22 protein-coding genes and 1 pseudogene are annotated in these 21,287 nt (G+C 68.5%); 11 read left to right on the top strand and 12 right to left on the bottom strand.

Annotation, left to right across the window (positions count from 1 at the left end; translation table 11 throughout):
- Positions 1–21: 21 nt before the first annotated feature.
- Positions 22–296: pseudogene (locus tag CXY79_RS16300) on the top strand (hypothetical protein); the annotation flags it as partial.
- Here the strand turns inward: CXY79_RS16300 and CXY79_RS01745 are convergent.
- Positions 229–879 (bottom strand): TetR/AcrR family transcriptional regulator, encoded by a 651-nt coding sequence (locus CXY79_RS01745; protein ID WP_104099445.1) that lies wholly within the window; start codon positions 877–879, stop codon positions 229–231. The pseudogene CXY79_RS16300 and the gene CXY79_RS01745 sit on opposite strands and share 68 nt — an antisense overlap.
- A gap of 138 nt (positions 880–1,017) precedes the next feature.
- Here CXY79_RS01745 and pdhA point away from each other — a divergent pair, with 138 nt between their 5' ends.
- Genes pdhA through CXY79_RS01760 form a run of 3 tightly spaced genes read left to right on the top strand, consistent with a single transcriptional unit; the run spans position 1,018 to position 4,450 of the window.
- Positions 1,018–2,148 (top strand): pyruvate dehydrogenase (acetyl-transferring) E1 component subunit alpha, encoded by a 1,131-nt coding sequence (gene pdhA, locus CXY79_RS01750; protein WP_104099446.1) that lies wholly within the window; start codon positions 1,018–1,020, stop codon positions 2,146–2,148.
- Positions 2,145–3,161 carry an alpha-ketoacid dehydrogenase subunit beta gene (locus tag CXY79_RS01755; RefSeq protein WP_104099447.1) on the top strand — a complete coding sequence of 339 codons (1,017 nt, stop codon included), beginning with the start codon at positions 2,145–2,147 and terminating at the stop codon, positions 3,159–3,161. Before pdhA ends, CXY79_RS01755 begins: the two co-directional genes overlap by 4 nt.
- Complete coding sequence (locus CXY79_RS01760; RefSeq protein WP_104099448.1) at positions 3,158–4,450, top strand: dihydrolipoamide acetyltransferase family protein; 1,293 nt, start codon at positions 3,158–3,160, stop codon at positions 4,448–4,450. The genes CXY79_RS01755 and CXY79_RS01760 overlap by 4 nt, the downstream gene beginning before the upstream one ends.
- 55 nt (positions 4,451–4,505) lie before the next feature.
- On the opposite strand, the gene CXY79_RS01765 is transcribed toward CXY79_RS01760, so the two are convergent.
- The 7 genes from CXY79_RS01765 to kynA form a co-directional block, all read right to left on the bottom strand.
- Positions 4,506–4,838: a cupin domain-containing protein gene (locus CXY79_RS01765; RefSeq protein ID WP_104099449.1), complete on the bottom strand. Its 333-nt coding sequence runs from the start codon at positions 4,836–4,838 to the stop codon at positions 4,506–4,508.
- A gap of 10 nt (positions 4,839–4,848) precedes the next feature.
- A complete protein-coding gene (locus CXY79_RS01770; protein WP_104099450.1) occupies positions 4,849–5,952 on the bottom strand; it encodes a tellurite resistance/C4-dicarboxylate transporter family protein in 1,104 nt (367 codons plus the stop codon).
- 59 nt (positions 5,953–6,011) lie between these two features.
- On the bottom strand, positions 6,012–6,710 hold the full coding sequence (purQ, locus tag CXY79_RS01775; protein WP_104099451.1) for a phosphoribosylformylglycinamidine synthase subunit PurQ: 699 nt from the start codon (positions 6,708–6,710) through the stop codon (positions 6,012–6,014).
- Positions 6,710–6,979, bottom strand: coding sequence for a phosphoribosylformylglycinamidine synthase subunit PurS (gene purS / locus CXY79_RS01780; protein ID WP_104099452.1), 270 nt, complete (start codon positions 6,977–6,979; stop codon positions 6,710–6,712). Before purS ends, purQ begins: the two co-directional genes overlap by 1 nt.
- A 39-nt stretch (positions 6,980–7,018) precedes the next feature.
- The gene (locus CXY79_RS01785; RefSeq protein WP_104099453.1) at positions 7,019–8,431 is read right to left on the bottom strand and encodes a kynureninase; all 1,413 of its coding nucleotides are present in this window, start codon (positions 8,429–8,431) and stop codon (positions 7,019–7,021) included.
- A gap of 173 nt (positions 8,432–8,604) precedes the next feature.
- The gene (locus CXY79_RS01790) at positions 8,605–9,609 is read right to left on the bottom strand and encodes an amidohydrolase (protein WP_104099454.1); all 1,005 of its coding nucleotides are present in this window, start codon (positions 9,607–9,609) and stop codon (positions 8,605–8,607) included.
- Between the two features lie 178 nt (positions 9,610–9,787).
- Positions 9,788–10,642, bottom strand: a complete 855-nt coding sequence (gene kynA, locus CXY79_RS01795) for a tryptophan 2,3-dioxygenase (RefSeq protein ID WP_104099455.1) — start codon at positions 10,640–10,642, stop codon at positions 9,788–9,790.
- 136 nt (positions 10,643–10,778) lie between these two features.
- On the opposite strand from kynA, the gene CXY79_RS01800 reads away from it, so the two are divergent.
- A complete protein-coding gene (locus tag CXY79_RS01800) occupies positions 10,779–11,513 on the top strand; it encodes a TetR/AcrR family transcriptional regulator (protein WP_158250197.1) in 735 nt (244 codons plus the stop codon).
- 102 nt (positions 11,514–11,615) lie between these two features.
- Here the strand turns inward: CXY79_RS01800 and CXY79_RS01805 are convergent, their stop codons facing one another.
- From CXY79_RS01805 to purD, 4 genes are all read right to left on the bottom strand, one after another.
- Positions 11,616–12,443 carry a VOC family protein gene (locus CXY79_RS01805; RefSeq protein WP_104099465.1) on the bottom strand — a complete coding sequence of 276 codons (828 nt, stop codon included), beginning with the start codon at positions 12,441–12,443 and terminating at the stop codon, positions 11,616–11,618.
- Between the two features lie 298 nt (positions 12,444–12,741).
- Positions 12,742–13,125 (bottom strand): VOC family protein, encoded by a 384-nt coding sequence (locus CXY79_RS01810; RefSeq protein WP_104099457.1) that lies wholly within the window; start codon positions 13,123–13,125, stop codon positions 12,742–12,744.
- A gap of 148 nt (positions 13,126–13,273) precedes the next feature.
- On the bottom strand, positions 13,274–14,194 hold the full coding sequence (locus tag CXY79_RS01815) for a phosphoribosylaminoimidazolesuccinocarboxamide synthase (protein ID WP_104099466.1): 921 nt from the start codon (positions 14,192–14,194) through the stop codon (positions 13,274–13,276).
- A 384-nt stretch (positions 14,195–14,578) separates the two neighbouring features.
- The gene (gene purD / locus CXY79_RS01825; RefSeq protein ID WP_104099458.1) at positions 14,579–15,856 is read right to left on the bottom strand and encodes a phosphoribosylamine--glycine ligase; all 1,278 of its coding nucleotides are present in this window, start codon (positions 15,854–15,856) and stop codon (positions 14,579–14,581) included.
- A gap of 213 nt (positions 15,857–16,069) precedes the next feature.
- On the opposite strand from purD, the gene CXY79_RS01830 reads away from it, so the two are divergent.
- The 6 genes from CXY79_RS01830 to purM all read left to right on the top strand — a co-directional run bounded on the left by CXY79_RS01830 (position 16,070) and on the right by purM (position 21,123).
- Positions 16,070–16,429 carry a sterol carrier family protein gene (locus CXY79_RS01830; RefSeq protein WP_104099459.1) on the top strand — a complete coding sequence of 120 codons (360 nt, stop codon included), beginning with the start codon at positions 16,070–16,072 and terminating at the stop codon, positions 16,427–16,429.
- Between the two features lie 119 nt (positions 16,430–16,548).
- Positions 16,549–17,181, top strand: a complete 633-nt coding sequence (locus tag CXY79_RS01835) for an NAD(P)-dependent oxidoreductase (RefSeq protein WP_104099460.1) — start codon at positions 16,549–16,551, stop codon at positions 17,179–17,181.
- Positions 17,178–17,630 (top strand): MarR family winged helix-turn-helix transcriptional regulator, encoded by a 453-nt coding sequence (locus tag CXY79_RS01840; protein ID WP_104099461.1) that lies wholly within the window; start codon positions 17,178–17,180, stop codon positions 17,628–17,630. The genes CXY79_RS01835 and CXY79_RS01840 overlap by 4 nt, the downstream gene beginning before the upstream one ends.
- Positions 17,631–17,900: 270 nt before the next feature.
- Positions 17,901–18,299, top strand: a complete 399-nt coding sequence (locus tag CXY79_RS16110; protein ID WP_174720227.1) for a hypothetical protein — start codon at positions 17,901–17,903, stop codon at positions 18,297–18,299.
- Positions 18,300–18,415: 116 nt separating this feature from the next.
- Positions 18,416–20,023, top strand: a complete 1,608-nt coding sequence (gene purF, locus CXY79_RS01850) for an amidophosphoribosyltransferase (RefSeq protein WP_104099462.1) — start codon at positions 18,416–18,418, stop codon at positions 20,021–20,023.
- Positions 20,020–21,123, top strand: coding sequence for a phosphoribosylformylglycinamidine cyclo-ligase (purM, locus tag CXY79_RS01855; protein WP_104099463.1), 1,104 nt, complete (start codon positions 20,020–20,022; stop codon positions 21,121–21,123). The genes purF and purM overlap by 4 nt, the downstream gene beginning before the upstream one ends.
- Positions 21,124–21,287: the final 164 nt, after the last annotated feature.

Below are 21,287 nucleotides of genomic sequence, written 5' to 3' on the forward strand. Positions count from 1 at the left end.
GGCCCATCGCTGCCTGACGGCGGTGGGCTGTCGGCGCCGATCTTCGACATCGTGCTCAAGGGCCTCACCATTCGCGGTTCGATCGGGGGCACCCGCCGTGACCTTGTCGAAGCCCTGATTTCCACAACCGTGGAGTGCTCCACCCGGCTGTCGCCACTGGCCGCCTCGAGGAGCTGACCGACGTCCTCGACGAGATGCGCCAGGGCAGGATCGACGACCGGGTCGTCATCACGTACTCGGCGCACCCGCTGCCGATGCGGCGCCGGACAGGGGGCTCGCCGTCGTCAACTGGATGACGGCCAGCGCGGACCGAGCGTGGACCGCGGCCTCGGCGGCGGTCACCGGTTCGAGCAGCCCGAGCAGCCGCCGCCGGTAGTCTTCGCCCAGCAGCAGTGCGTAGAGCTGCTCGGCATGGGCAGCGGCCGCCTGGCCGTGCTCGGCCCGAATGTGGTCTGCGAGGCGCGCGATGTGGCGCATGTCGCCGTTGTCGTGCAGCCGTCGGGCGAGTTCGGGAAAACGCAGCGACTCGGCGATCACGAGGCGGTGTAGTCCGATCATCTGGGCCGAGTGCAACCCGTACACGATACGCGCGGCGAGTGATTCCAGCGTCTCCGTGCGGAGAGGCTCGCCACTGACGTTCGCGGCCAGGCGTCGCTGCATCTCGGTGAAGACGCCATCCTTGTCACCGAAGTAGGTGTAAATGGTGCGCTTGGTGACGCGGGCCGCGGCGGCAATCCGGTCCACCGTCGCCTTGCCGAAGCCATATTCGAGGAAGACCGGCAACGCGGCGTCGAGGATCTGGCCTCGACGCTCGACGCGCCCCGCCTCCGTGGGTCGGCCGCGCTTGCGAACCGGGCTCGCTGGGGTCGCTGAGTCCATGTCCGGCCCTTCGGATTTTCAAAAAAACGTTAAACGCAAACGTACTCTCGGATGTAGAATGAAACTAATTCGTATCATTAAAATTCGATGCGACTCTTCGATCTCCGACCTCACGAAGGCCGAGCAGGGAGTTCTTTCATGACCACTCGAGCGCGTACATCCGTGGCGACCCAGTCCCGACCAACCACCTCCCCGGGTCGGCCGACCCCGGGCGCAAAACCCGATGTCTCCCCGGCCGACCGGGAACTCTTGACCGGGTTCTATCGCCAGATGATGCTCATCCGCCGGTTCGAAGAGCGAGCCGCACGGGCCTACACGCAAGCGCTGATCGGCGGCTACTGCCACCTGAATCTCGGCGAGGAGGCTGCGGTCGTCGGGCTCATGTCCGCGCTGCGCCCGAGCGACTACCTCTTCACCAACTACCGCGAGCATGGCTACGCGATCACCCGCGGCATCCACCCCAACCGGGTGATGGCCGAACTGTACGGCCGATCCGACGGGGTGTCCAAGGGGTGGGGCGGCTCGATGCACATGTTCGACTTCGAGAAGCGGATGCTGGGCGGCTACGGCATCGTCGGCGGCCAGATCCCGCTGGCGACGGGGGCCGCCCTGGCCATCGACTACCGCGCCGGCGACGAGATCGTGCTGTGCACGATGGGCGATGGCACCACGAACATCGGAGCATTCCACGAGTCTTTGAACATCGCGTCTCTCTGGAACCTTCCGATCGTCTACGTCATCATCAACAACAGGTTGGGAATGGCCACGACGGTCGACAAGGCTTCGGCTGAGCCGGACCTCTACAAGCGCGCATCCGCGTACCGGATGGCGTCGGAACGCGTCGATGGGCTCGATCCCGTCGCCGTGTTCGAGGCCGCCCAGCGTGCCGTTGCTCAGGCTCGCAGCGGTAAGCCCTTCCTTCTCGAGGTCGTGACGGAACGACTGCGTGGGCACTCCGTCGTCGACCCGGCCAAGTACCGCTCCGACGAGGAGATGTCCCTGGTCAAGGAACGAGACCCGGTGCACACCTTCGCCGCCAAGCTGGTCGCGGACGGTCTGCTTGACGAGCAGGAACTGGCGAAGATCGACGAGGAAGTAACCCTTCAGGCAACCGAGGCGGCGGCGTTCGCCGAGAACAGCCCGTTCCCGGATGTGTCGACCCTGTTCGACTACACCTACGCCACAGCCGTGGCCAATGACTCCCATCGGTTGCCCGGGCAGCCTCTGTTCGAGCCGGCACCGATCCCCGACTACGGAGTCAACCAATGAGCATCATGACCTATCGCCAGGCACTGCACGACACGCTGCGTTCCGAGATGCTGCGTGACGAGAATGTGTTCCTGATGGGTGAGGAGATCGGTCTCTTCGAAGGCGCGTACAAGATCACCGCGGGCATGCTCGACGAGTTCGGCGAGAAGCGCGTGCGGGACACCTCGATCGCCGAAGAGGGTTTCACCGGTGCCGCCATCGGCGCCGCGATGCTCGGGCTCCGCCCCGTGGTCGAGATCATGACCATCAACTTCTCCCTGCTCGCGCTCGACCAGATCGTGAACCACGCCGCCAAGATCTACGGCATGTTCGGTGGACAGGCCCGAGTGCCTCTCGTCATCCGCACGCCGGGTGGCGGCGGACAGCAGCTGGGTGCGACCCACTCGCAGAACATCGAGCTCTTCTACGCCTTCGTCCCCGGGATGAAGGTCGTCGCACCCAGCACGCCGGCCGACGCCAAGGCGCTTCTGATCGCGGCGATCCGGGACGATGACCCCGTGCTGTTCCTGGAAAACCTGTCGCTCTACAACATCAAGGGCGAGGTGCCTGACGGCGACGTGTCGGCCGAAATCGGCAAGGCTGCCGTCACCCGCAAGGGAAGCGACATCACTCTGATCGGCTATTCACGGATGGCCCACGTCGCGTCGCAGGTCGCGGCGCAGCTCGCGGAATCGGACGGCCTCGACATCGAGGTCATCGACCTGCGCAGTCTGCGTCCACTGGACCGCGAAACGGTTGTGGAGTCCGTCAAGAAGACGCATGCCGCCGTCATCCTCGAGGATGACTGGCTGACCTATGGAATCGGCGCTGAGATCGCGGCCACGATTTCCGATGGCGCCTTCGACTACCTGGACGCGCCCGTTCGACGCGTCGCGATGGCAGAGGTGCCGCTCCCGTACTCAAAACCTTTGGAGACGGCCGCGTTGCCGTCGGCGGAGGACGTCATCGGCGCCATCCGTCAGACCCTCGACGCCGTCGGTCGCCGCCGCTACCCGATGGGTGAAAAATCATGATCGAAATCACAATGCCCCGCCTCTCCGACACGATGGAGGAAGGCGCGATCGCGATCTGGCACAAGCAGCCCGGTGACCGGGTCGAGGTCGGGGACCTGCTCGTCGAGATCGAGACCGATAAGGCCACAATGGAGTACGAAGCCTATGAGGCCGGCACACTCTCGGAGCATCTCGTGGCAGAGGGGAAGCTGGTCTCCATCGGCGAGCCCATCGCACTGCTGGACGACGGCAAGCCGAGTGTCATGCCGGGGGCGACGCCGGCCGCCGCTGCCGACGCACCGGCGGCTACGCCGGCGGCCGAGGCCGCACCGGCAGTTCCTCCGATCGATGGCAATGCGGACGGGAACGCCGCCGGGCGCGGTGAGCGCCTCTTCGCGTCACCGTTGGTGCGCAAGCTCGCGCGGGAAAACCATCTCGACCTGAGCCAGGTGCGCGGCACGGGCCCCGGCGGCCGCATCATCCGCTCGGATACCGACGCACTGCTCGCCCAGGCGACCGCGCCCGGTGCCGACTCCGCCGTCCCTAACGCGACCGTGGTCGCTCCGAGCGCGGCAGCCGCCGCACCCTCACCGGACGCCCTCGACAAGCGCGCGTCCGAGGCGATCCCGCTGAGCAACATGCGCCGCATCATCGCGCGGCGGCTGGGTGAGAGCGCCCGCACCATTCCGCACTTCTTCGTCACCGCCGCGGCCGACGCCGAGAACCTCGTGCAGTTGCGCACCGAGCTGAACGCGCAACTCGTTCAGGCCGGTCGGCCGAAGGTGAGCATCAACGACCTGCTGATTCGGGCGAGCGCGCTCGCCCTCCGCGAGCACCCCGAGGTCAACGCGTCCTACATCGACGACGCGAGCGTCGAGATGCTGGTGCACCACCGCGTCAACATCGGTGTGGCTGTCGCCTCGGGCAACGGCCTCGTGGTTCCCGTGATCGAGGACGCGGACCAGAAGACCGTCAGCCAGCTCGGTACGGAAGCCAAGCAGCTCGTCTCCCTGGCCAACGCCAAGAAGCTCACAGCCGGTCAGATGTCGGGCGGCACGTTCACCATCAGCAACCTCGGCATGTTCGGTGTGGAGCAGTTCACCGCGATCATCAACCCGCCCGAAGGGGCGATCCTGGCCGTCGGCGGCACCGCCCGCGAGGCTGTCGTGGTCGGGGACGAGATCGTTGCCCGGCACAGGATGCGCTACACCCTGTCGGCGGACCACCGGATCATCGACGGCGCTGTGGCCGCACAGTTCCTGCAAACGCTGACCCGACTGATCGAGAACCCGTGGACGATCATCGCCTGATCACCGGCACGGGGGACCGCTGCGCGCCTGTCGCGGCGGTCCTCGATCTGGCGTTCTAGCCCTTCTTGGCAACGGTCATCAGGACCGTGGAATCTACGACCGCCTCAAGGCTGTGCCGTGCGTCCGGAACGATCAGGAAATCACCGGCGCGCCCCTCCCAGACGTCGTCGCTGGCTCTTAGCCGCACGCGCCCGCTGAGGACGTAGACCGTCGCCTCACCCGGATTCTCATGCTCGCTCAGGGAGATTCCGGCCAGCAGCGCGATGACGGTTTGACGCATCACCTTCTCGTGGCCGCCGAAGACCGTTCCGGCTGCGCGACCACTGGTGCCGGCTGCGGCTGCCTTCAGGTGTTCGCGGGCGAACGCCTCGATCGAAATTTTCTGCACGGGTCGGTTCTCACTTTCTCGGTTGGCCGGTGACTGCGGGCTCAACGGTCAGGTGCCGCGGGTCAGGGGATCCACGAAACAGTCCACCTGCCCGCAGCGGCTGGCGGACCATCGCGGTGAACATGACCAACCACACCACGAGAGCCACCCAGAGTGAGACGGTCCCGATCTGCCCGACCAGTGGAAGGTCATCGGCCTGGCCCAGGTAGATTCCGGCGACCGCGTACATCCCGACGGGAAATGCGATGCTCCACAGCGTCGCTTCGTAGCGCAGTGGCACTCGGTGTGTGACGTGACGCCAGAACCCCACCGCGATGAGCACGGGGATGAGCCAGGTGGCGAACGCCCAGAACATGACGGAGACGCCCGCAACGAGCCCCCGGGTCGCGGTCACCATCGGGGCGTCCGCCATTTCGACGATGCGGGCACCGGCCAGCACCGTGATCGCGCACGCGCCCATAGACACCCAGTAGGGCGGGTCCAACTGCTCAGGCCGGATGTCATAGAGCACCAGCCGTAAGGATACGAAAACACCCGCGGCACCGTAGAGGAAGATGCCCACCGACCAGGACAAGATCGCGAGGACTGCGAGCAGTGCCCTGGCATCGCCCGACACGGGCTCCAACGAGGCCGCCACGACGGCGACCGACTGGCTGGCGACGACCCAGATGAACCAGGTCCCGTTCGCGGCGTTGAGCACGGGGCGCACGCTGCGGCCCAGGACCGCGAACCACGGGAGAGCGTAGCCGAGCAACAGCCAGGTGATTCCGGACACGCCGAGGAGAACTGTCGCCAGGCCGAACCAGCCCTCGATGGCGAGACGGGCAGCCAGGACGTTGGTGCCGGCGACGAAAGTGAAGAACTGGAATCCGCGGTGGGGATCGTGCATGTCCGCAAGGAAGGCCGCGGAATAGGCGATGAGCCGCCACCCGGTAAGCGCCACGAGAATCAGGTAGGCCGCGGCACACACGACCATGAGGATGAAGCTGAGCGTCTGGACGCCGATCAGGTGCATCCCGACCGAGATGATCCCCGTGGCCATGACCAACGCGAAGTAGCCAGGCGGCATCCCTCGGACAGCGGCACCCACACGCACACCGCTGTTAGACGTCACCCTGACAGGCTAGCGCGCCGGCGCTCCGGCGCGCCGACAACCGCATGGTGCGGACGCTGTTACGCGCTGACGAGCATCCGTTCGATCACGGAGGTGAAGAAGGTGATCCCGTCGGTGCCGCTGCGCATGGCGTCGACGGTGTCGGGGCCGAAGCCCGGCTCGACCGCGTGCTCGGGGTGCGGCATCAGGCCGACGACGTTGCCGCGCATGTTGCTGATGCCGGCGATGTCGTTGAGCGAGCCGTTCGGGTTCATGCCGACGTAGCGCACGACCACGCGGCCCTCACCCTCGAGGCGCTCGAGCGTGTCGGCGGAGGCGATGAAGCCGCCCTCGCCGTTTTTGAGCGGGATGGTGATCTCCTGGCCGGCCGCGAAACCACCGGTCCAGTCGGTGAGGGCGCTCTCGACGCGCAATTTCTGGTCGCGGCAGATGAACGAGCCGTGGTCGTTGCGGATCAAGCCGCCCTCGAGCAGGTGCGCCTCGGTCAGCATCTGGAAGCCGTTGCAGACACCGAGCACGGGCATGCCGCTGTTGGCCGCGCTGATGACCTCCGCCATGATCGGAGAGAGGCTCGCGATGGCGCCGCAGCGCAGGTAGTCGCCGTAGCTGAAGCCGCCGGGCAGTACGAGCGCGTCCACGCCGTGCAGGTCGTGCTCGCCGTGCCAGAGGGCGACGGGCTCGGCGCCGGCCAGGCGGATCGCGCGCGCGGCGTCGCGATCGTCGAGCGAACCGGGGAACGTGACGACGCCGATGCGCATCAGTGAGTCTCTCCGGCGGGTGCCTCCAGCACGTGGATGCCGATGACATCCTCGATCACCGTGTTGGACAGCACGGTGTCGGCGAGTTCTTGCACCTCGGCGAGCACGGCGTCGTCGACGTGGCCGTCGATGGTGAGTTCAAACCGCTTGCCCAGGCGAACGCTGGTGAAACGGGTCTTGCCGAGGCGACCCAGGGCGCCGGCGACGGCCTTCCCCTGCGGGTCGAGCAGCTCGGCCTTGGGCATAACTTCTACGACGATTGTTGGCATAGCTCACTCCGGAGGCGTTGGGGGGTGGATTCCACGATCCTACAGGCCGACCCCCGGGCCGCCGAGCGCACCGGCCAGGCCGGTGCCCAGGCCGGTGCCGAGACCACTGTTGGCCCCGCCGGCAAGTCCGCTCTGCCCGAGCAGCACACCGCGCAGCACGTCCCGGATCGCCGCGACCCCCTCGAAGGTCTCGACGAAGCTTGTGCTCAGCGGGGACAGGCCGATGCGCAGTGCGTCGGGCGTGCGGAAATCGGGGATCACGTCGTGCTCCCACAGAATCTGCGTCACCTGCCGCATGGCGGGGTGGTTCACGGTCACGTGACCGCCGCGGTGCGTGGGCTCTCGCGGCGACGACACAGTCACGCCCATCGGGGCAAGCCAGGCATCCACGAGGGTCAGCGCGAACTCGGTCAGCGCCACCGACTTGGCGCGCACCTGGTCGATGCCGGCCTCCTCGATCATCGCGAGCGAATCCTGCATGGCCAGCATCCCCACGATCGGCGGGGTTCCGCTCATGAAACGACGGATGCCGTCGGCCGGCACATACCCCGGGCCCATCGTGAAGACATCCTTCGTTCCCATCCAGCCCTGAATCGGCTGGGTGAGAACGTCTTGCAGGTCGCTGCGCACATAGGCGAACGCGGGGGCGCCGGGGCCGCCGTTCAGGTATTTGTAGGAGCAGCCGACGGCCAGGTCCACGTCGCACAGGTCGAGTTCGACCACCACGGAGCCGACCGAGTGGCTGAGGTCCCAGAGCACGAGGCTGCCCGCGGCGTGCACCACCGCGGTGATCTCGCGCATATCGGCAAGGAAACCGGAGCGGTAGGCCACGTGGCTGAGCAGCACGAGCGCTGTCTGCGGGCCCACGGCCTGCCGCACCTGCTCCACTGTGACGCCGCTCGCGGGGTCGGAGTGGATCCAGTGCAGCGTCATGCCACGTTCGGCCGCGATGCCCTCGAGCAGGTAGCGGTCGGTGGGGAAGTTGTCGGTGTCCAGCACGATCTCGGTGCGCGTCGGTTCCGCGTCGACGCGAAGGTAGTCGACGGCCGCCCGCGCCAACTTGTAGAGCAGCACGGTGGTCGAGTCGCCGACGAAGACCTGGCCGGGCGCGGCACCGAGGGCGGCGCGGCCGATGTCGTCGCCGATTTTCAGCGGAAGGTCCAGCCAGGCCTCGTCCCAGCCGCGGATCAGGCGGGTGCCCCAGTCGTGGGTGAGGAACTCGGTGATGCGGGCCACGCTGGCCCGGGTGGGCCGGCCGAGGGAGTTGCCGTCGAGGTAGGCGACGAGGCTCGGGGTGTGCCCGGTCGCGCCGGTCGCGCTGTCGGGTTCGATGCCGACGAACTGCCGCCGGTAGTGTCCGAGCCCGTCGATGCGGTCCATCCGGCGGGCGAAGGCGAGCTGGGCATCCTGGCTGCCGTTGCCGGCGGGGCTGGTGTCGGTGTGGGGGGTCATCTGGATTCCTCGAGGTCGAACGGATGATGGGCAGCCATCTCTCGCAGCGATGCGCGCTTCCCGGGGACTCGCCGACACCGTGCCGCGCTGGAAGTATCCCACCCACGCGGGTGACCGCGCGACTACGGAAAGCGCGGACGGCCGTGCGGCGGTGGATGCGGTCGGGGGTGCGCTCAGGAATCCGGCGGGTCGAGGGTGCTGAGGTCGCCGAGGTCGCCGAGGTCGGCCGGGCTGATCGCCCGGGCGGTGCCGAGCCAGGCGCTGAACGCGGCCGGGTCGGCCGGGCGCTTGCCACGCAGCACCGTGACCAGGCGCTCGGTGCCTGTTGGGCCGCGCAGCACGGTCCGGAAGCCGCCGAGGTTTCCCATGGTCAGGCTCCGCAGCACGTCGTCGCCGCTCAGGCCGGCGCCGAGCAGCGCGTTGATCTCCCGCCGGTTCAGCCCGAGCGGCAGCGGGCCGTTGCCGAGGTCGGTGCCGTAGAGCACCTGTCCGCCGGCCCGGTGGAAGCGGCGCAGATTGTCGACCGCGCGATCGAAGTCGTCGGTCGGCTCGCCCCAGCCGTGGATGTCGAGGGTGCTGATCCATGCCATTCGCCTGGCCATGGCCGCGATCACCTCGTCGCCCAGCCGCTCGCTGAACGGCGTGTGCGCCAGGGCGTCCACCCCGGCCTCGAACGCGCGGAGCGCCTGTCCGGCCCCCTCGGCGTGGGCGAGAACGGGGGCCCCGCGATCGTGGGCGTGCCCGACTATGGCCGCGAGAACCGCGCGCGGCAGCACTGGCCCGGCGTCGCCGTTCAGCGTGACCTTGATCACGGATGCCCCGAGCGCCAGCTGGTCGTCGACGGCGGCCGCGGCATCCGTCGCCTGGGCCACGAAGCGCACGCTGCCTGCCGGGGCCCAGGACCGTTCGCTCGGGTAGCCGCCCGGCGCGGCGAGAAACTGCCCCGCGAACACGGTCTCGGGAAGGACCGCGCTCGCGGGACGCCCAGCTCGCTGGGGCTCTCCCGCGCCCAGCTCCACCCGCCGAGGTCGAGCACCCGGGTCGGACTCGACCGGAAGCGTCGACCTCGGCGGCGTCCACCCGCCGAGGTCGAGCACGCGGGCGATGCCGGCCGCGGTGAGCGGGGCCGGGTCGATCAGCGCGAGGTGCACATGCGCATCGAGGAAGCCCGGGAGCACGGTCCTGCCGACCGTCCTGCCGACGGTCCTGCCGACCGTCCTGCCGACGGTCCTGCCGACCGTCCTGCCGACGGTCCTGCCGACCGTCCTGCCCGGCACCGATCCGCACGGCACCGGTTCGCCCGGCACCGATCCGCCTGGCACCGATCCGCCTGGCCGGCCGCCGGTCATCCGTGCCTCATGTGCCGAGTTCGGTGCGCACGGCGAACAACTCGGGGAAGAAGGTCAGCTCGAGCGCCTTCTGCAGGAAGGCGGCCCCGCTCGACCCACCGGTACCGGTCTTCATGCCGATGATGCGCTGCACGGTCTTGAGGTGACGGAACCGCCAGAGCTGGAAGTTGTCCTCCAGGTCGACGAGTTCCTCGCAGGCCTCGTAAGCACCCCAGTGCTCGCCCGCGTTCTCGTAGATCCCGCGGAAGGTGGCCACGAGTTCCGGATGCAGCACCCACGCCTCCGTGACGTCGCGCTCCAGCACGGGTGCCGGGATAGCGAACCCCTGCCGGTGCAGGTAGCGCAGAAACTCGTCATAGATGCTGGGGGCCGCAAGCATCTCGGAGAGGAGCGCGTGAGCATCCGGATCGCTCTCGAACACGCTCAGCATGCGCCGGTTCTTGTTGCCGAGCGCGAACTCGACGGCCCGGTACTGATACGACTGGAACCCGGACGAGTTGCCCAGGAAATGCCGGAACTCGGCGTATTCGCTGGGCGTGAGCGTGGCCAGCACCGACCACTGCTCGGTCAGGGTGCGCTGGATGTGCTTGACCCGGGCGATGCATTTGAGGGCCGGGGCGATCTGGTCCTGGCGCAGGAACGCGGTCGCGGCGCGCAGCTCGTGCAGCACGAGCTTCAGCCAGAGCTCGGTGGTCTGGTGCTGGATGATGAACAGAAGCTCGTCGTGGTGCTCGGGTGAGCTGACCGGCTTCTGCGCACCGAGCAGGGTGTCCAGATCGAGGTAGGAGCCGTAACTCATCCGCTCCCGGAAATCCGTCACGATCTCGGGATCGAACTCGCGGGTGTTGTGCTCGACCGACATGGTGCTCCGTTTCGTTCGGGTGCTGACTGCATTGTGCGGGACAGCCCCGGCCCGGCGCAACTGGCTGACACCTGCCAGGGGGAGGCGTGGAGGTGAGCCTCCGCGATGCCAAGGTTCGGGACCTAGACTCAGGGTCATGACTTCGCCCGAATCGACCCCGCAGGATGGGGCGCAGCCTCGACGGCGTGACGCCCGGCAGAACCGTGAGCGTCTCCTCATTGAGGCGCGGGCACTGATCGCGGTGCACGGCGTTGACGCTTCGCTGGAGGAGATCGCCCGCCGCGCCGACGTGGGCGTAGCCACGCTGTACCGCAATTTTTCCACCCGGGACGACCTGGTCAGGGCCCTGCACGACATCTCCCTCGCCGAGCTGGCCTCGGTGCGCGACGAGATCGCGGCTGCCCCCACCGCGTGGGACGGCATCGTCGTCTACACCGAACGCGTCGCCGAGTGGCTCGTCGCCGACCCGTCGCTGCCGCCCATCCTCAAGCGCATGGAGACGGTCGACCCAGCGCGCGGCAAGGCGGCCTCGTTCAAAGCGGTGCTGTCGGCCCTCGTCACGCAGGCCAAACGCGACGGCGACCTCCGAACGGATGTCGATGCGGTCGACCTCGCGGTCCTCGTCACCATGGTGGGCTCGCTCGGCACCCTCGGCGGCGGTTACACCGGCCAGTGGCGGCGCCAGCTGTCGATCGTGCTCGACGGGCTGCGGGCCGTCGACCGGGGCCGGCCCAAGCTGCCGGGACGTCCGCTGGGAGCCAAGGAATACCAGGCGGCCGTGCACGGCCTGAGCCGCCGTGCCACCCGGGCGGCCTCCCGCGGCACGGGTGCGGCGCCGGGAGCCGGTGCTGCGCCCGAGGCCGGCGCATAGGACATCTGCGTTCGGCGTCGGCGGGGTGAGCCGCGCTGACGCCGTGCGCTGACGCCGTGCGCTGACGCCGTGCGCTGACGCCGTGCGCTGACGCCGTGCGGGCTACTTCGTGCGCACCACGATCTGGTTGCCCCACGGGTCGTCGAAGCCGAGGGTCTGCCCGTCGTGACGGGTCTGCACGCCGAAGTGGGACATCCGTTCGTTGAGGGCACCGATGTCGTCGGAGCCCGGCAGGATGATATCGACCTCGCCGAGCCCGAGGGCCAGTCGGCGCTTGCCGGCGCCGGCGCTGTTCCAGGTGTTCATGGCCATGTGGTGGTGGTAGCCGCCGGCCGAGACGAACAGGGCCTGGCCGCCGAGGGTCGCCGTCGCCTCGAAGCCGAGGCGGTCCACGTAGAACTCGCGGGCCGTGCCCACGTCGCCGACGGAAAGGTGCACGTGCCCGACGATGGCGTTGCCGACCGACGGATGCGCCTGACCGTCCCGGGTCAGGTGCTCGCCGATGAAGGTGTTCGGGTCGAGGTAGAGGGTGGCCATCTCGACCTGGCCGTGGGTCCAGCTCCACTCGGTGCGGTCGCGGTCCCAGTACAGCTCGATGCCGTTGCCCTCCGGGTCGGTGAAGTAGAAGGCCTGGCTGACCAGGTGATCGGCACTGCCGGTGAACGATCCCGGATGCGTTGTGCCCACCGAGTAGACGGCCGCGGCGAGCTGCGCCTGCGTATCGAAGAGGATGGCGGTGTGGAACAGCCCGCTCGAGCGGGGCTCGGCGGCGGCCAGCTCCGGGGCGTGCTGCAGAACAACGATCGGTGTGGTTCCGCGCCCGAGCACGGCGACCGGCCCCTCGTGGCTCTGTAGCTCGAGGGTCACCGCGTCGCGGTAATACGTGATCATGGCGTCGAGGTCGCCCACCCGCAGGGTCACCGCGCCCATGCCGGTGGATGCGGGCAGCAGATCGTTCGCAAATCGATTCACACTGGCCCCAACGGATGATCCGGGCCCGGTATTCCGGCCGTGCGCCGCGTGGCGGGGGCTTACTCAGGAGATCCGGCGGCACGGTCGCGATCGGACGCCATCCGCCGCGGAAACAGTGGCCCCGGGGACGGCCTTGGTCGGGATCTCCTGAGTTAGCCCCAGATTGGAGTCGGGAGGTGGAGTCGGGAGTTGTAGGGGGATCGGGAGTCGGGAGCGGGTCGGAGCGCAGAACGCGACCCAGCAGTCAGGGCGCTCGCTACTGCTCGTCTTCGTGGAGCTGGATCAGGTTGCCGCAGGTGTCGTCGAAGATGACGGAGGTGCCGTAGGCATCCGTGCTGGGGGCGCCGGCGAACTGAACGCCCAGGGTGCGGAGTCTCTCGTACTCGGCCTGCACATCCGGTGTGCCGAACACGATGGCCGGCAGCCCGAGGCTGCGGATGCCCTGAGCGTACTTCTGGTAGACCTTGTTGTCGCTCGGCTCGAGGAGGAGGCCGACCCCGTCGGGGTCTTCCGGGGACTTCACGATGTACAGCTGGTGCTCCGGCATGGACATCAGCTTCTCGAATCCGAGCACGGACGTGTAGAAGTCGAACGCGGCGGACGGATCGTTCACGTGGACGCTGCACATCTTGATTCGCATGGCCGGAGCGTATCAGTTTGCGGCCCGTGGCCGCCGGGCCGTGACGCCTCGCGACGGCACGCCCGGCTGCGGGGAAACCCAGCGACGGTGCGGTGCCCGCGGAGAAACGCGGGCCACCGCAGCCGCGCCTACGCCGCGCCGGCCTCGCCTACGCCGCGCCGGCCTCGGAAGCCGCGTGCGTCAGCCGCGCCAGCAGTTCCAGGTAACGGGCCGCGGTCTGCCCGATGATCTCCGCCGGAAGTGCCGGCGGTGTGCCGGTCAGGTCCCAGTTGGCCGCGAGCCAGTCTCGAACGATCTGCTTGTCGAAACTGGCCATCCGTTGTTCCGGGGTCGTGCCGGACTGCCAGAGCGAGGCGTCCCAATAGCGGCTCGAGTCGCTGGTGAGCACCTCGTCGGCGAGCGTGATGGCGCCCGTGAGGCGGTCGGCGCCGAACTCGAATTTCGTGTCGGCCAGGATGACCCCGGCTTTCTCGGCGATCGCCGAGGCGTGGCCGAAGATCTCCAGCGACAGGCGGCGCAGCTCGTCGGCAACGGAGGCCCCGACCAGCTCCACCGTGCGCTCGAACGAGATGTTCTCATCGTGCTCGCCCATCGGGGCCTTCCACGCCGGGGTGAAGATGGGTTCGGGCAGGCGGTCGCCGTTCTGCAAGCCGGCAGGCAGTTGGATGCCGCACACCGTCTGGGTGGACTGGTATTCCTTCCAGCCCGATCCGGTCAGGTACCCGCGCACGACGCATTCGATCGGGAACATGTCGAGGGTCTTGCAGAGCATGGCGCGCCCGGCAACGGCGGATGGGAGCAGGCTGGTCACAGCCCCGTTGACGGTGTGGTCCGGCACGAGGTGGTTGGGGAAGCCCACGAGCTGGTCGAACCACCAGAGGCTGAGAGTGGTGAGCAGTTCGCCCTTGCCCGGGATGCCGGGCTCGAGAACGTGGTCGAACGCGCTGACGCGGTCGCTGGCGACCACGAGCACGCGTGCGGCGGTCGCGAGGTCGGCCGCGGCATCCGGAACATAGAGGTCGCGCACCTTGCCCGAGTAGGCGTGACGCCATCCCGGCAGGTCGGGCAGAGCGGATGCGGCGGGCTGGTCTAGTGCGGTCACGGCTATATTCTTGCGCACCGGCCGGTGCCCGCGCCAACGCGGTGCCGGCGTGGGCTCGTGCCGGGCTCGTGCCGGGTTCGTGCCGCCCGCGGCGTGCCGCGCTTCCGCGCCGAGGATCCCAGGGGAAGGGGCTAACTCAGGAGATCTGCGCTGCCGGTGTCATCCGGCCTGGTGTTCTCGGGTGTTCTCAGCGCTCGCCGAATGGATCTCCTGAGTTGGCCACGGAAACAGCGGGCGGCGACAGCTCAGCCGGGCCAGTGAGACGAGGGCTCGGCGGGCTCGGCGGGCGACGCGGGCTCAGCGGGCGACACCGGCGACGCGGGCTCAGCGGGCGACACCGGCGACGCGGGCTCAGCGGGCGACAGCGGCGACGCGGGCCGCGATGTCGGTGCGGAACTGGCAACCCTCAAGCGTGATCAGGGTGAGCGCCTCGTAGGCGCGGGCGCGGGCATCCGTAAAGCCGTCGCCGACCGCGACGACGCTGAGCACGCGTCCGCCGGTGGACACGAGGGTGTCGTCGACGACGGCCGTCGCCGCATGCGCAATACTGACGCCGGGCACAGCGGATGCCGCGGCCAGGCCGGTGAGAGCGCGTCCGGTGACCGGCGCATCCGGATAGTTCTCGCTCGCGAGCACGACCGTGACGCAGGCGTCAGCCGAGAATACCGGGCGGGCCAGGCCGCCAAGGCCGCCGGTGGAGGCCGCGAGCAGCAGACCCGACAGTGGCGTGACCAGGCGCGGTAGAACCACCTGGGTCTCCGGGTCGCCGAATCGGGCGTTGAATTCGATCACCCGGATGCCCTCGGTCGTGAGAATGAGGCCGCAGTAGAGCAGACCGATGAAGGGGGTGTCCTCGGCGGCGAGCTTGCGCACCGTGGGCAACGCGATCGTTTCGATGACCTCGTCTATGAAAGCCTGTTCACTGCCGAATTCGGCGTCGAGCCAGGGCAGCGGCGAATAGGCGCCCATGCCGCCGGTGTTCGGGCCGAGGTCACCGTCACCGAGGCGTTTGTAGTCCTGGGCGGGGGAGAGCGGCAGCACGCTGTGGCCGTCGCTGAGCAGGAAGAGGGAGACCTCCTGCCCGTCCAGGAATTCTTCGATCAGCACGCTGCCGTGCTGAAGCCAGTAGATGGCGTGGTTGATCGCGGCCGTACGGTCCACGGTGACGAGCACGCCCTTGCCGGCGGCGAGGCCGTCGGCCTTCACCACGTAGGGCGCCCCGAACTCATCGAGTGCGGACGTGGCTTCGGCGAGCGACCCGGCGCGTTCGGCGCGTCCGGTGGGCACGCCCGCGGCGTCCATGATGCGTTTGGCGAAGGTTTTGCTGCCTTCGAGGGCGGCTGCGGCCCGGTCCGGACCGAATACCGGGATGCCCCGGGTGCGCACCGCATCGGCGACCCCGGCGACGAGCGGCGCCTCCGGCCCCACCACGACGAGCTCGATGCCGTTGAGGTTCGCGTAGTTCGTGACCTGCTCGGGGTCGGCCGGGTCGAGCGGAATCACCGGCACATCCCGGGCGATGCCGGCATTGCCTGGCGCCGCCACGATGTCGTGGCGCGGCTCCTCGCGGAGCAGCGCGGTGATGATGGCGTGCTCGCGGGCACCGGAACCGAGGACCAGAATCTTCACCCCGTCAGATTAGCGGATGCCGCGTAGCCCCGCGCGGGCGGCGGGCGGCGGGCGGCGGACAGCGGGCACTGGCGCAAGAGCGCTGCGCCCGTGCTGCGCCGATACGCGCATGGTGTGCCAGGCGCGCAGCGGCACAGCATGCGCGCGGGGTGGGCTGGCGGCGCAAGAAGCGGGCGGCCGGCACGGACCGCAGACAGGAGGCAGACTGGTGGCGTGGCACGAGCGAGGATTGACGACGGCGTGGGGCGCGCGGCGGTGCGCGAATACGCGGCGCAGCAGGGTGAGGCGAGCCGGGACATCCGTGCCCTGGCGGTTCGGTACACGCTGCAGCTGCTCGCCGAGAAGGCCACCGGCAACACACTCGAGGTTCGCGTGCCGCCGTTCGGGGCCGTGCAATGCATCGCCGGTCCGCGCCACACCCGCGGCACACCGCCGAACGTCATTGAGACGGATGCTCCCACCTGGCTCGCCCTCGCCACCGGAACGCTCTCGTGGGCTGATGGCATCGCATCCGGTCGCATCGCCGCCTCCGGCCAGCGCGCCGACCTGGTCGGGCACCTACCGCTTCTCTGACGCCTCCCACCTCCGTCTCGGACGCGACCCCCCTTTTTCTCCCTCGTTAGTTTTCCCCGTCGTTGTGGTTTGGTGGCAGCATCATCCGATCACAACATTTAGCGACTAAACTAATTCTCATGACAGTGATTGCTTTGTTCGGTGCGACCGGTAAGACCGGTCATCGCGTGCTGACGCGCGCTCTTGCCGCGGGATGCGAGGTGCGGGCTCTGGTGCGTGATCCGGCCAAGCTCGTCACCACGTCGCCGGCTCTGACGGTCATTCGCGGTGACGTGTTGGACGCGGATGCCGTGGATCAGGCGGTGGCGGGGTCAAACGCCGTGCTCAGCCTGTTTGGGCAGGTCAAGGGGTCGCCGCCGACCCTGCAGACCGAGGGCAACCAGCTCATCGTGGACGCGATGGGGCGGCACGAAGTAAAGCGGATCGTCACCCTGTCGGGCGGCGGGCTAACCGCTCCACTGGACCGGCCCGGGCCCGCAGACCGCGTCATCAGGTTCTTGCTGAAGACCCTGTCCGGGCATGTTCTCGCCGACGCGGAGCAGCACCTTCGGGTGCTCGAGGCGTCCGGGTTGGAGTGGACGGTCGTTCGTGGTCCGCGGTTGACCGAGAAGCCGGGTGCTGGAACCTACCGGGTGGGATGGGTGGGCGTTGACGCGAGCACCCAGATCAGTCGAGATGATCTCGCGGACTTCATCCTCACCCAGGTGGAGGATCGCACCTTCATCGGGCAGATGCCGTTTATCAGCGCATGACACAATCGGCGCGCCTGCTCACCTCGCACCGGTCCAGGCAGATGGGGGAGGTCCTGGCGGCGGTCGTTCGTCTGTCGCGGTCGATCGCGAGCCCGCGATCGACTCCGTTCGGCAGCACGGTCCTCACACGCACCCAGCTGGATGTCCTCTTCGTCCTCGCTCACGCGCAGGACTCTGTCACTCCGGGCCGGCTTGCCGCACTGTTGCACGTCACACCGGGGGCCATCACTCAACTCGTCGACCAATTGCGCGAGCATGACCTGGTCGAGCAGTTCGCATCCGACCAGGACGGACGGGTGCGGCTCCTCAGGCTCACCGGATTCGCGCGTTCCCAGGTCGAGGCGTTCGAAACTCTCGCGATAGAACGCTCCGCACCATGGTTCGACACGCTGACCGATGACGCACTGACCGAGCTCGCTGGACTGCTCGCACAGGTCAAGGGATCCTGAGGGGTGCGGTCATTGTGACAGGCGCGACCGGGTCGCTCGGCTCTGCCGTGGTGGATCGTCCACCGGCCGCCGCGGTGATCGCCGAACACTGAACCTCCGTGTCCGCGGAAGTCCACCGCGCCACCCTGACGCGCCGCCGCGGCTGCCGCACGACGAGGTCTATGTTCGCGCTCCCGCGTACCGCAATCCCATTCATCCGGGCAGGCTGGCATCCGCCGGGCAGAGCCAACACACAGCCGCAGGACCGATCTGGCGTGCGAGAATGAACGCGTGATCTCAGACCAACAGCCCGAGCAGGAGTCCGATTCCGGCACCGGTGAGAGTGCCGGCGAATCGATCGTCGACAAGTCCACCGTCACCGTGCGGCGCTCGCCCCGCTTCTTCAACTTCATGCTCCTCGGCGCCCTGATCGGTGCGATCGCGGCCCTGGTTCTCACGGTCGTGTTTCCCGAGAACGCCGAGTTCGGGGCTACCCAGGTCTTCGGATTCCTGTTGCTCGCGTTCCTCACGCTGGGCGTCGCCCTGGGTGCCGTCGTCGCCATCATCATCGACCGTGTCATCTCCCGCCGCGGGAAGACGGTTGTCGTCGATAGAATGGCAGCTGTCGGTCCGAGCGATTCCGAGTCTCCGGATGCCGTATCCGACTCGTCGAATTCTGATCGGGACTAGCCCAACCCGCCCTTCCCAACAACACGGCTCACCGGACCGAAGCGGAGAAGCTCCCGGTCACCCCACAACTCTCAGCACACACTTCCCCGAGCACTGATAGTAGAAGAGGCACCGATTTGGCTGGCGGCGACGGACTTTTAGGCCATGATCTACTCCCCGGAGAGAAGGGGCCGCAGGATGCCTGCGGCGTTTTCGGCGTCTGGGCTCCTGGTGAGGAGGTGGCTAAGCTCAGCTACTTCGGCCTCTATGCCCTGCAGCACCGGGGCCAGGAATCGGCCGGGATCGCCACGAGTGACGGCTCGAAGATCCTGATCTACAAGGACATGGGCCTGGTCTCCCAAGTCTTCAACGAGGCCGCGCTGAGCACACTGATCGGCCACATCGCCGTCGGGCACACCCGCTACTCGACCACCGGGTCGTCCAGCTGGCAAAACGCCCAGCCCACCCTGGGCCGCACCTCGGGCGGCACGGTCGCCCTCGGCCACAACGGCAACCTCACCAACACGGCCGAGCTCCTGCAGCTCGTGCACGAACGCTACCCGAAGGTGGAGGGCGAGCTCGCCCGCGGCAACACCACCGACACCGCAGTGATCACGGCCCTCTTCACCGGCGATCTCGACCACACCCTCGAAGCCACGGCGCTCGAGGTTCTGCCGCGTCTGCGCGGCGCCTTCAGCCTCGTCTTCATGGACGAGACCACCCTCTACGCCGCCCGCGACCCGCAGGGGGTGCGCCCGCTGGTGCTCGGCCGCCTCGAGCGTGGCTGGGTGGTCGCATCCGAAACCGCCGCCCTCGACATCGTGGGCGCCAGCTTCGTGCGCGAGGTCGAGCCGGGCGAGCTCATCACCATCGACGAAGACGGCCTGCGCACGCAGCGCTTCGCCGAAGCGAAGCCCGCCGGCTGCGTGTTCGAGTACGTCTACCTGGCCCGGCCCGACACCACCATCGCCGGCCGCGGCGTGCACGAGGCGCGGGTCGAGATGGGCCGTCGCCTCGCCCAGGAGTACCCCGTCGAGGCCGACCTCGTCATCCCGACCCCCGAGTCCGGCACGCCGGCCGCGATCGGGTACGCGCAGGCATCCGGAATTCCGTTCGGCCAGGGTTTGGTGAAGAACTCCTACGTGGGGCGCACCTTCATCCAGCCGTCGGAGACCATCCGCCAGCGGGGAATCAAGCTCAAGCTCAACCCGCTCAAGGCCGTGATCAAGGGCAAACGGCTGATCGTCGTCGACGACTCGATCGTGCGCGGCAACACCCAGCGTGCCCTGGTCAGCATGCTGCGGGAGGCCGGTGCGGCCGAGGTGCACGTGCGCATCTCGAGCCCGCCGATCACCTGGCCCTGCTTCTACGGCATCGACTTCGCCTCCCGCGCGGAACTGATCGCGACCGGCCTCGGCGTCGACGAGGTGCGCCAGGCCATCGGCGCCGACTCGCTCGGGTACCTCTCACCGGAGGGCATGATCGCCGCCACCGAGCAGCCGCCCGAACGCCTATGCACGGCCTGCTTCACCGGGGTCTATCCGATCCCGCTGCCCGACTCAGCACACCTGGGCAAGAACCTGTTGGAACGTCCGGCCGCCGCCTCGAACGGATGCGACCCGGGCCCCGACTCGGAATTCGAGCCTCTGCTCGCCCCCACCTCACTGCGCCAGGAAGCACTGCGCGAAGAATCCTTGGTCACACAGGGTAAGCCCCCGATCGGCGACCCAGGAAGACAAGAATGAGCAACGCATCCTATGCGGCGGCCGGAGTGGACACCACGGCCGGCGACCTCGCCGTCTCCCTGATGAAGGAGGCCGTGTCGAACACGCACGGTCCCGAGGTGCTCGGCGGGTTCGGCGGTTTTGCCGGCCTCTACGACGTCTCCTTCCTCACCGGCTACACGCGCCCGCTGCTGGCCACGTCAACGGATGGCGTCGGCACCAAGGTTGCGATCGCCCAGGCCATCGACAAGCACGACACGATCGGCCAGGACCTTGTGGGCATGGTCGTCGACGACATCATCGTCGTCGGGGCCCGCCCGCTCTTCATGACCGACTACATTGCGTGCGGCAAGGTCGTCCCCGAGCGGATCGCGGACATCGTCGCGGGCATCGCCCGTGCCTGCGCCGCCACCGGCACCGCACTCGTCGGCGGCGAGACCGCCGAACACCCCGGCCTCCTCGGCGTTGACGACTACGACGTGGCCGGCGCCGCCACCGGGGTGGTGGAAGCCGACCAGGTGCTCGGCGCGGAGAAGGTCCGCCACGGTGACGTCGTCGTGGCGCTGGCCTCTTCCGGCCTGCACTCCAACGGCTACTCGCTCGTGCGGCACATCCTCGCCAACCGCGGCATCGGCTACACCGACACGTCCGCCGATTTCGGAGGCGTGGTCGGCGAGGTCCTGCTCGAGCCGACGCGGCTCTACACCGGGCCGCTGCTCGGCGTGATCTCCGACCCGGAGCTCGCCGGCGTCGTGCACTCGCTCAGCCACGTCACCGGCGGCGGCATCGCGGCGAACCTCGCTCGCGTGCTCCCGCTCGGCGCCTGGGTGGAGGTCGACCGGTCCACCTGGTCGCCGTCCCCGGTCTTCCGGGTGCTCAGCGAACTCGCCGGCTCCTCGCTCGAGAGCGCGGAGGGCACCTGGAACCTGGGTGTCGGCATGTTCGCCGTCGTCGCGGCCGAATCGGCGTCATCCGTCATCGCGCGCCTCGCCACCGAGGGAGTGCCGGCCTGGGTGGCCGGCCGTGTCTCGACCGCCCCGCACGACCTCGCGGGCTTTGAGCAGGGTGCCAAGGGCGTGAACGGCGGCGCCGTGCGCCTGGTCGGCGGCTACGCGCTCTAGCCAGGCCGCCCGGCGGGGCGCCTCGTGGGGCGCCCCGCCGGGCGCCCCGTGCGCGTAAATGGCCGCCATCGGTGAAACGATGGCGGCCATTTGCGCGCACCCGCTGAGGCACGGGGCCGCGGAGGAGCAAAGCTCGGCGAGCCGAGCCGAGCCGAGCCGAGCCG

Source organism: Cryobacterium sp. M96 (genome assembly GCF_002929845.1).
GTDB classification, from domain to species: domain Bacteria; phylum Actinomycetota; class Actinomycetes; order Actinomycetales; family Microbacteriaceae; genus Cryobacterium; species Cryobacterium sandaracinum.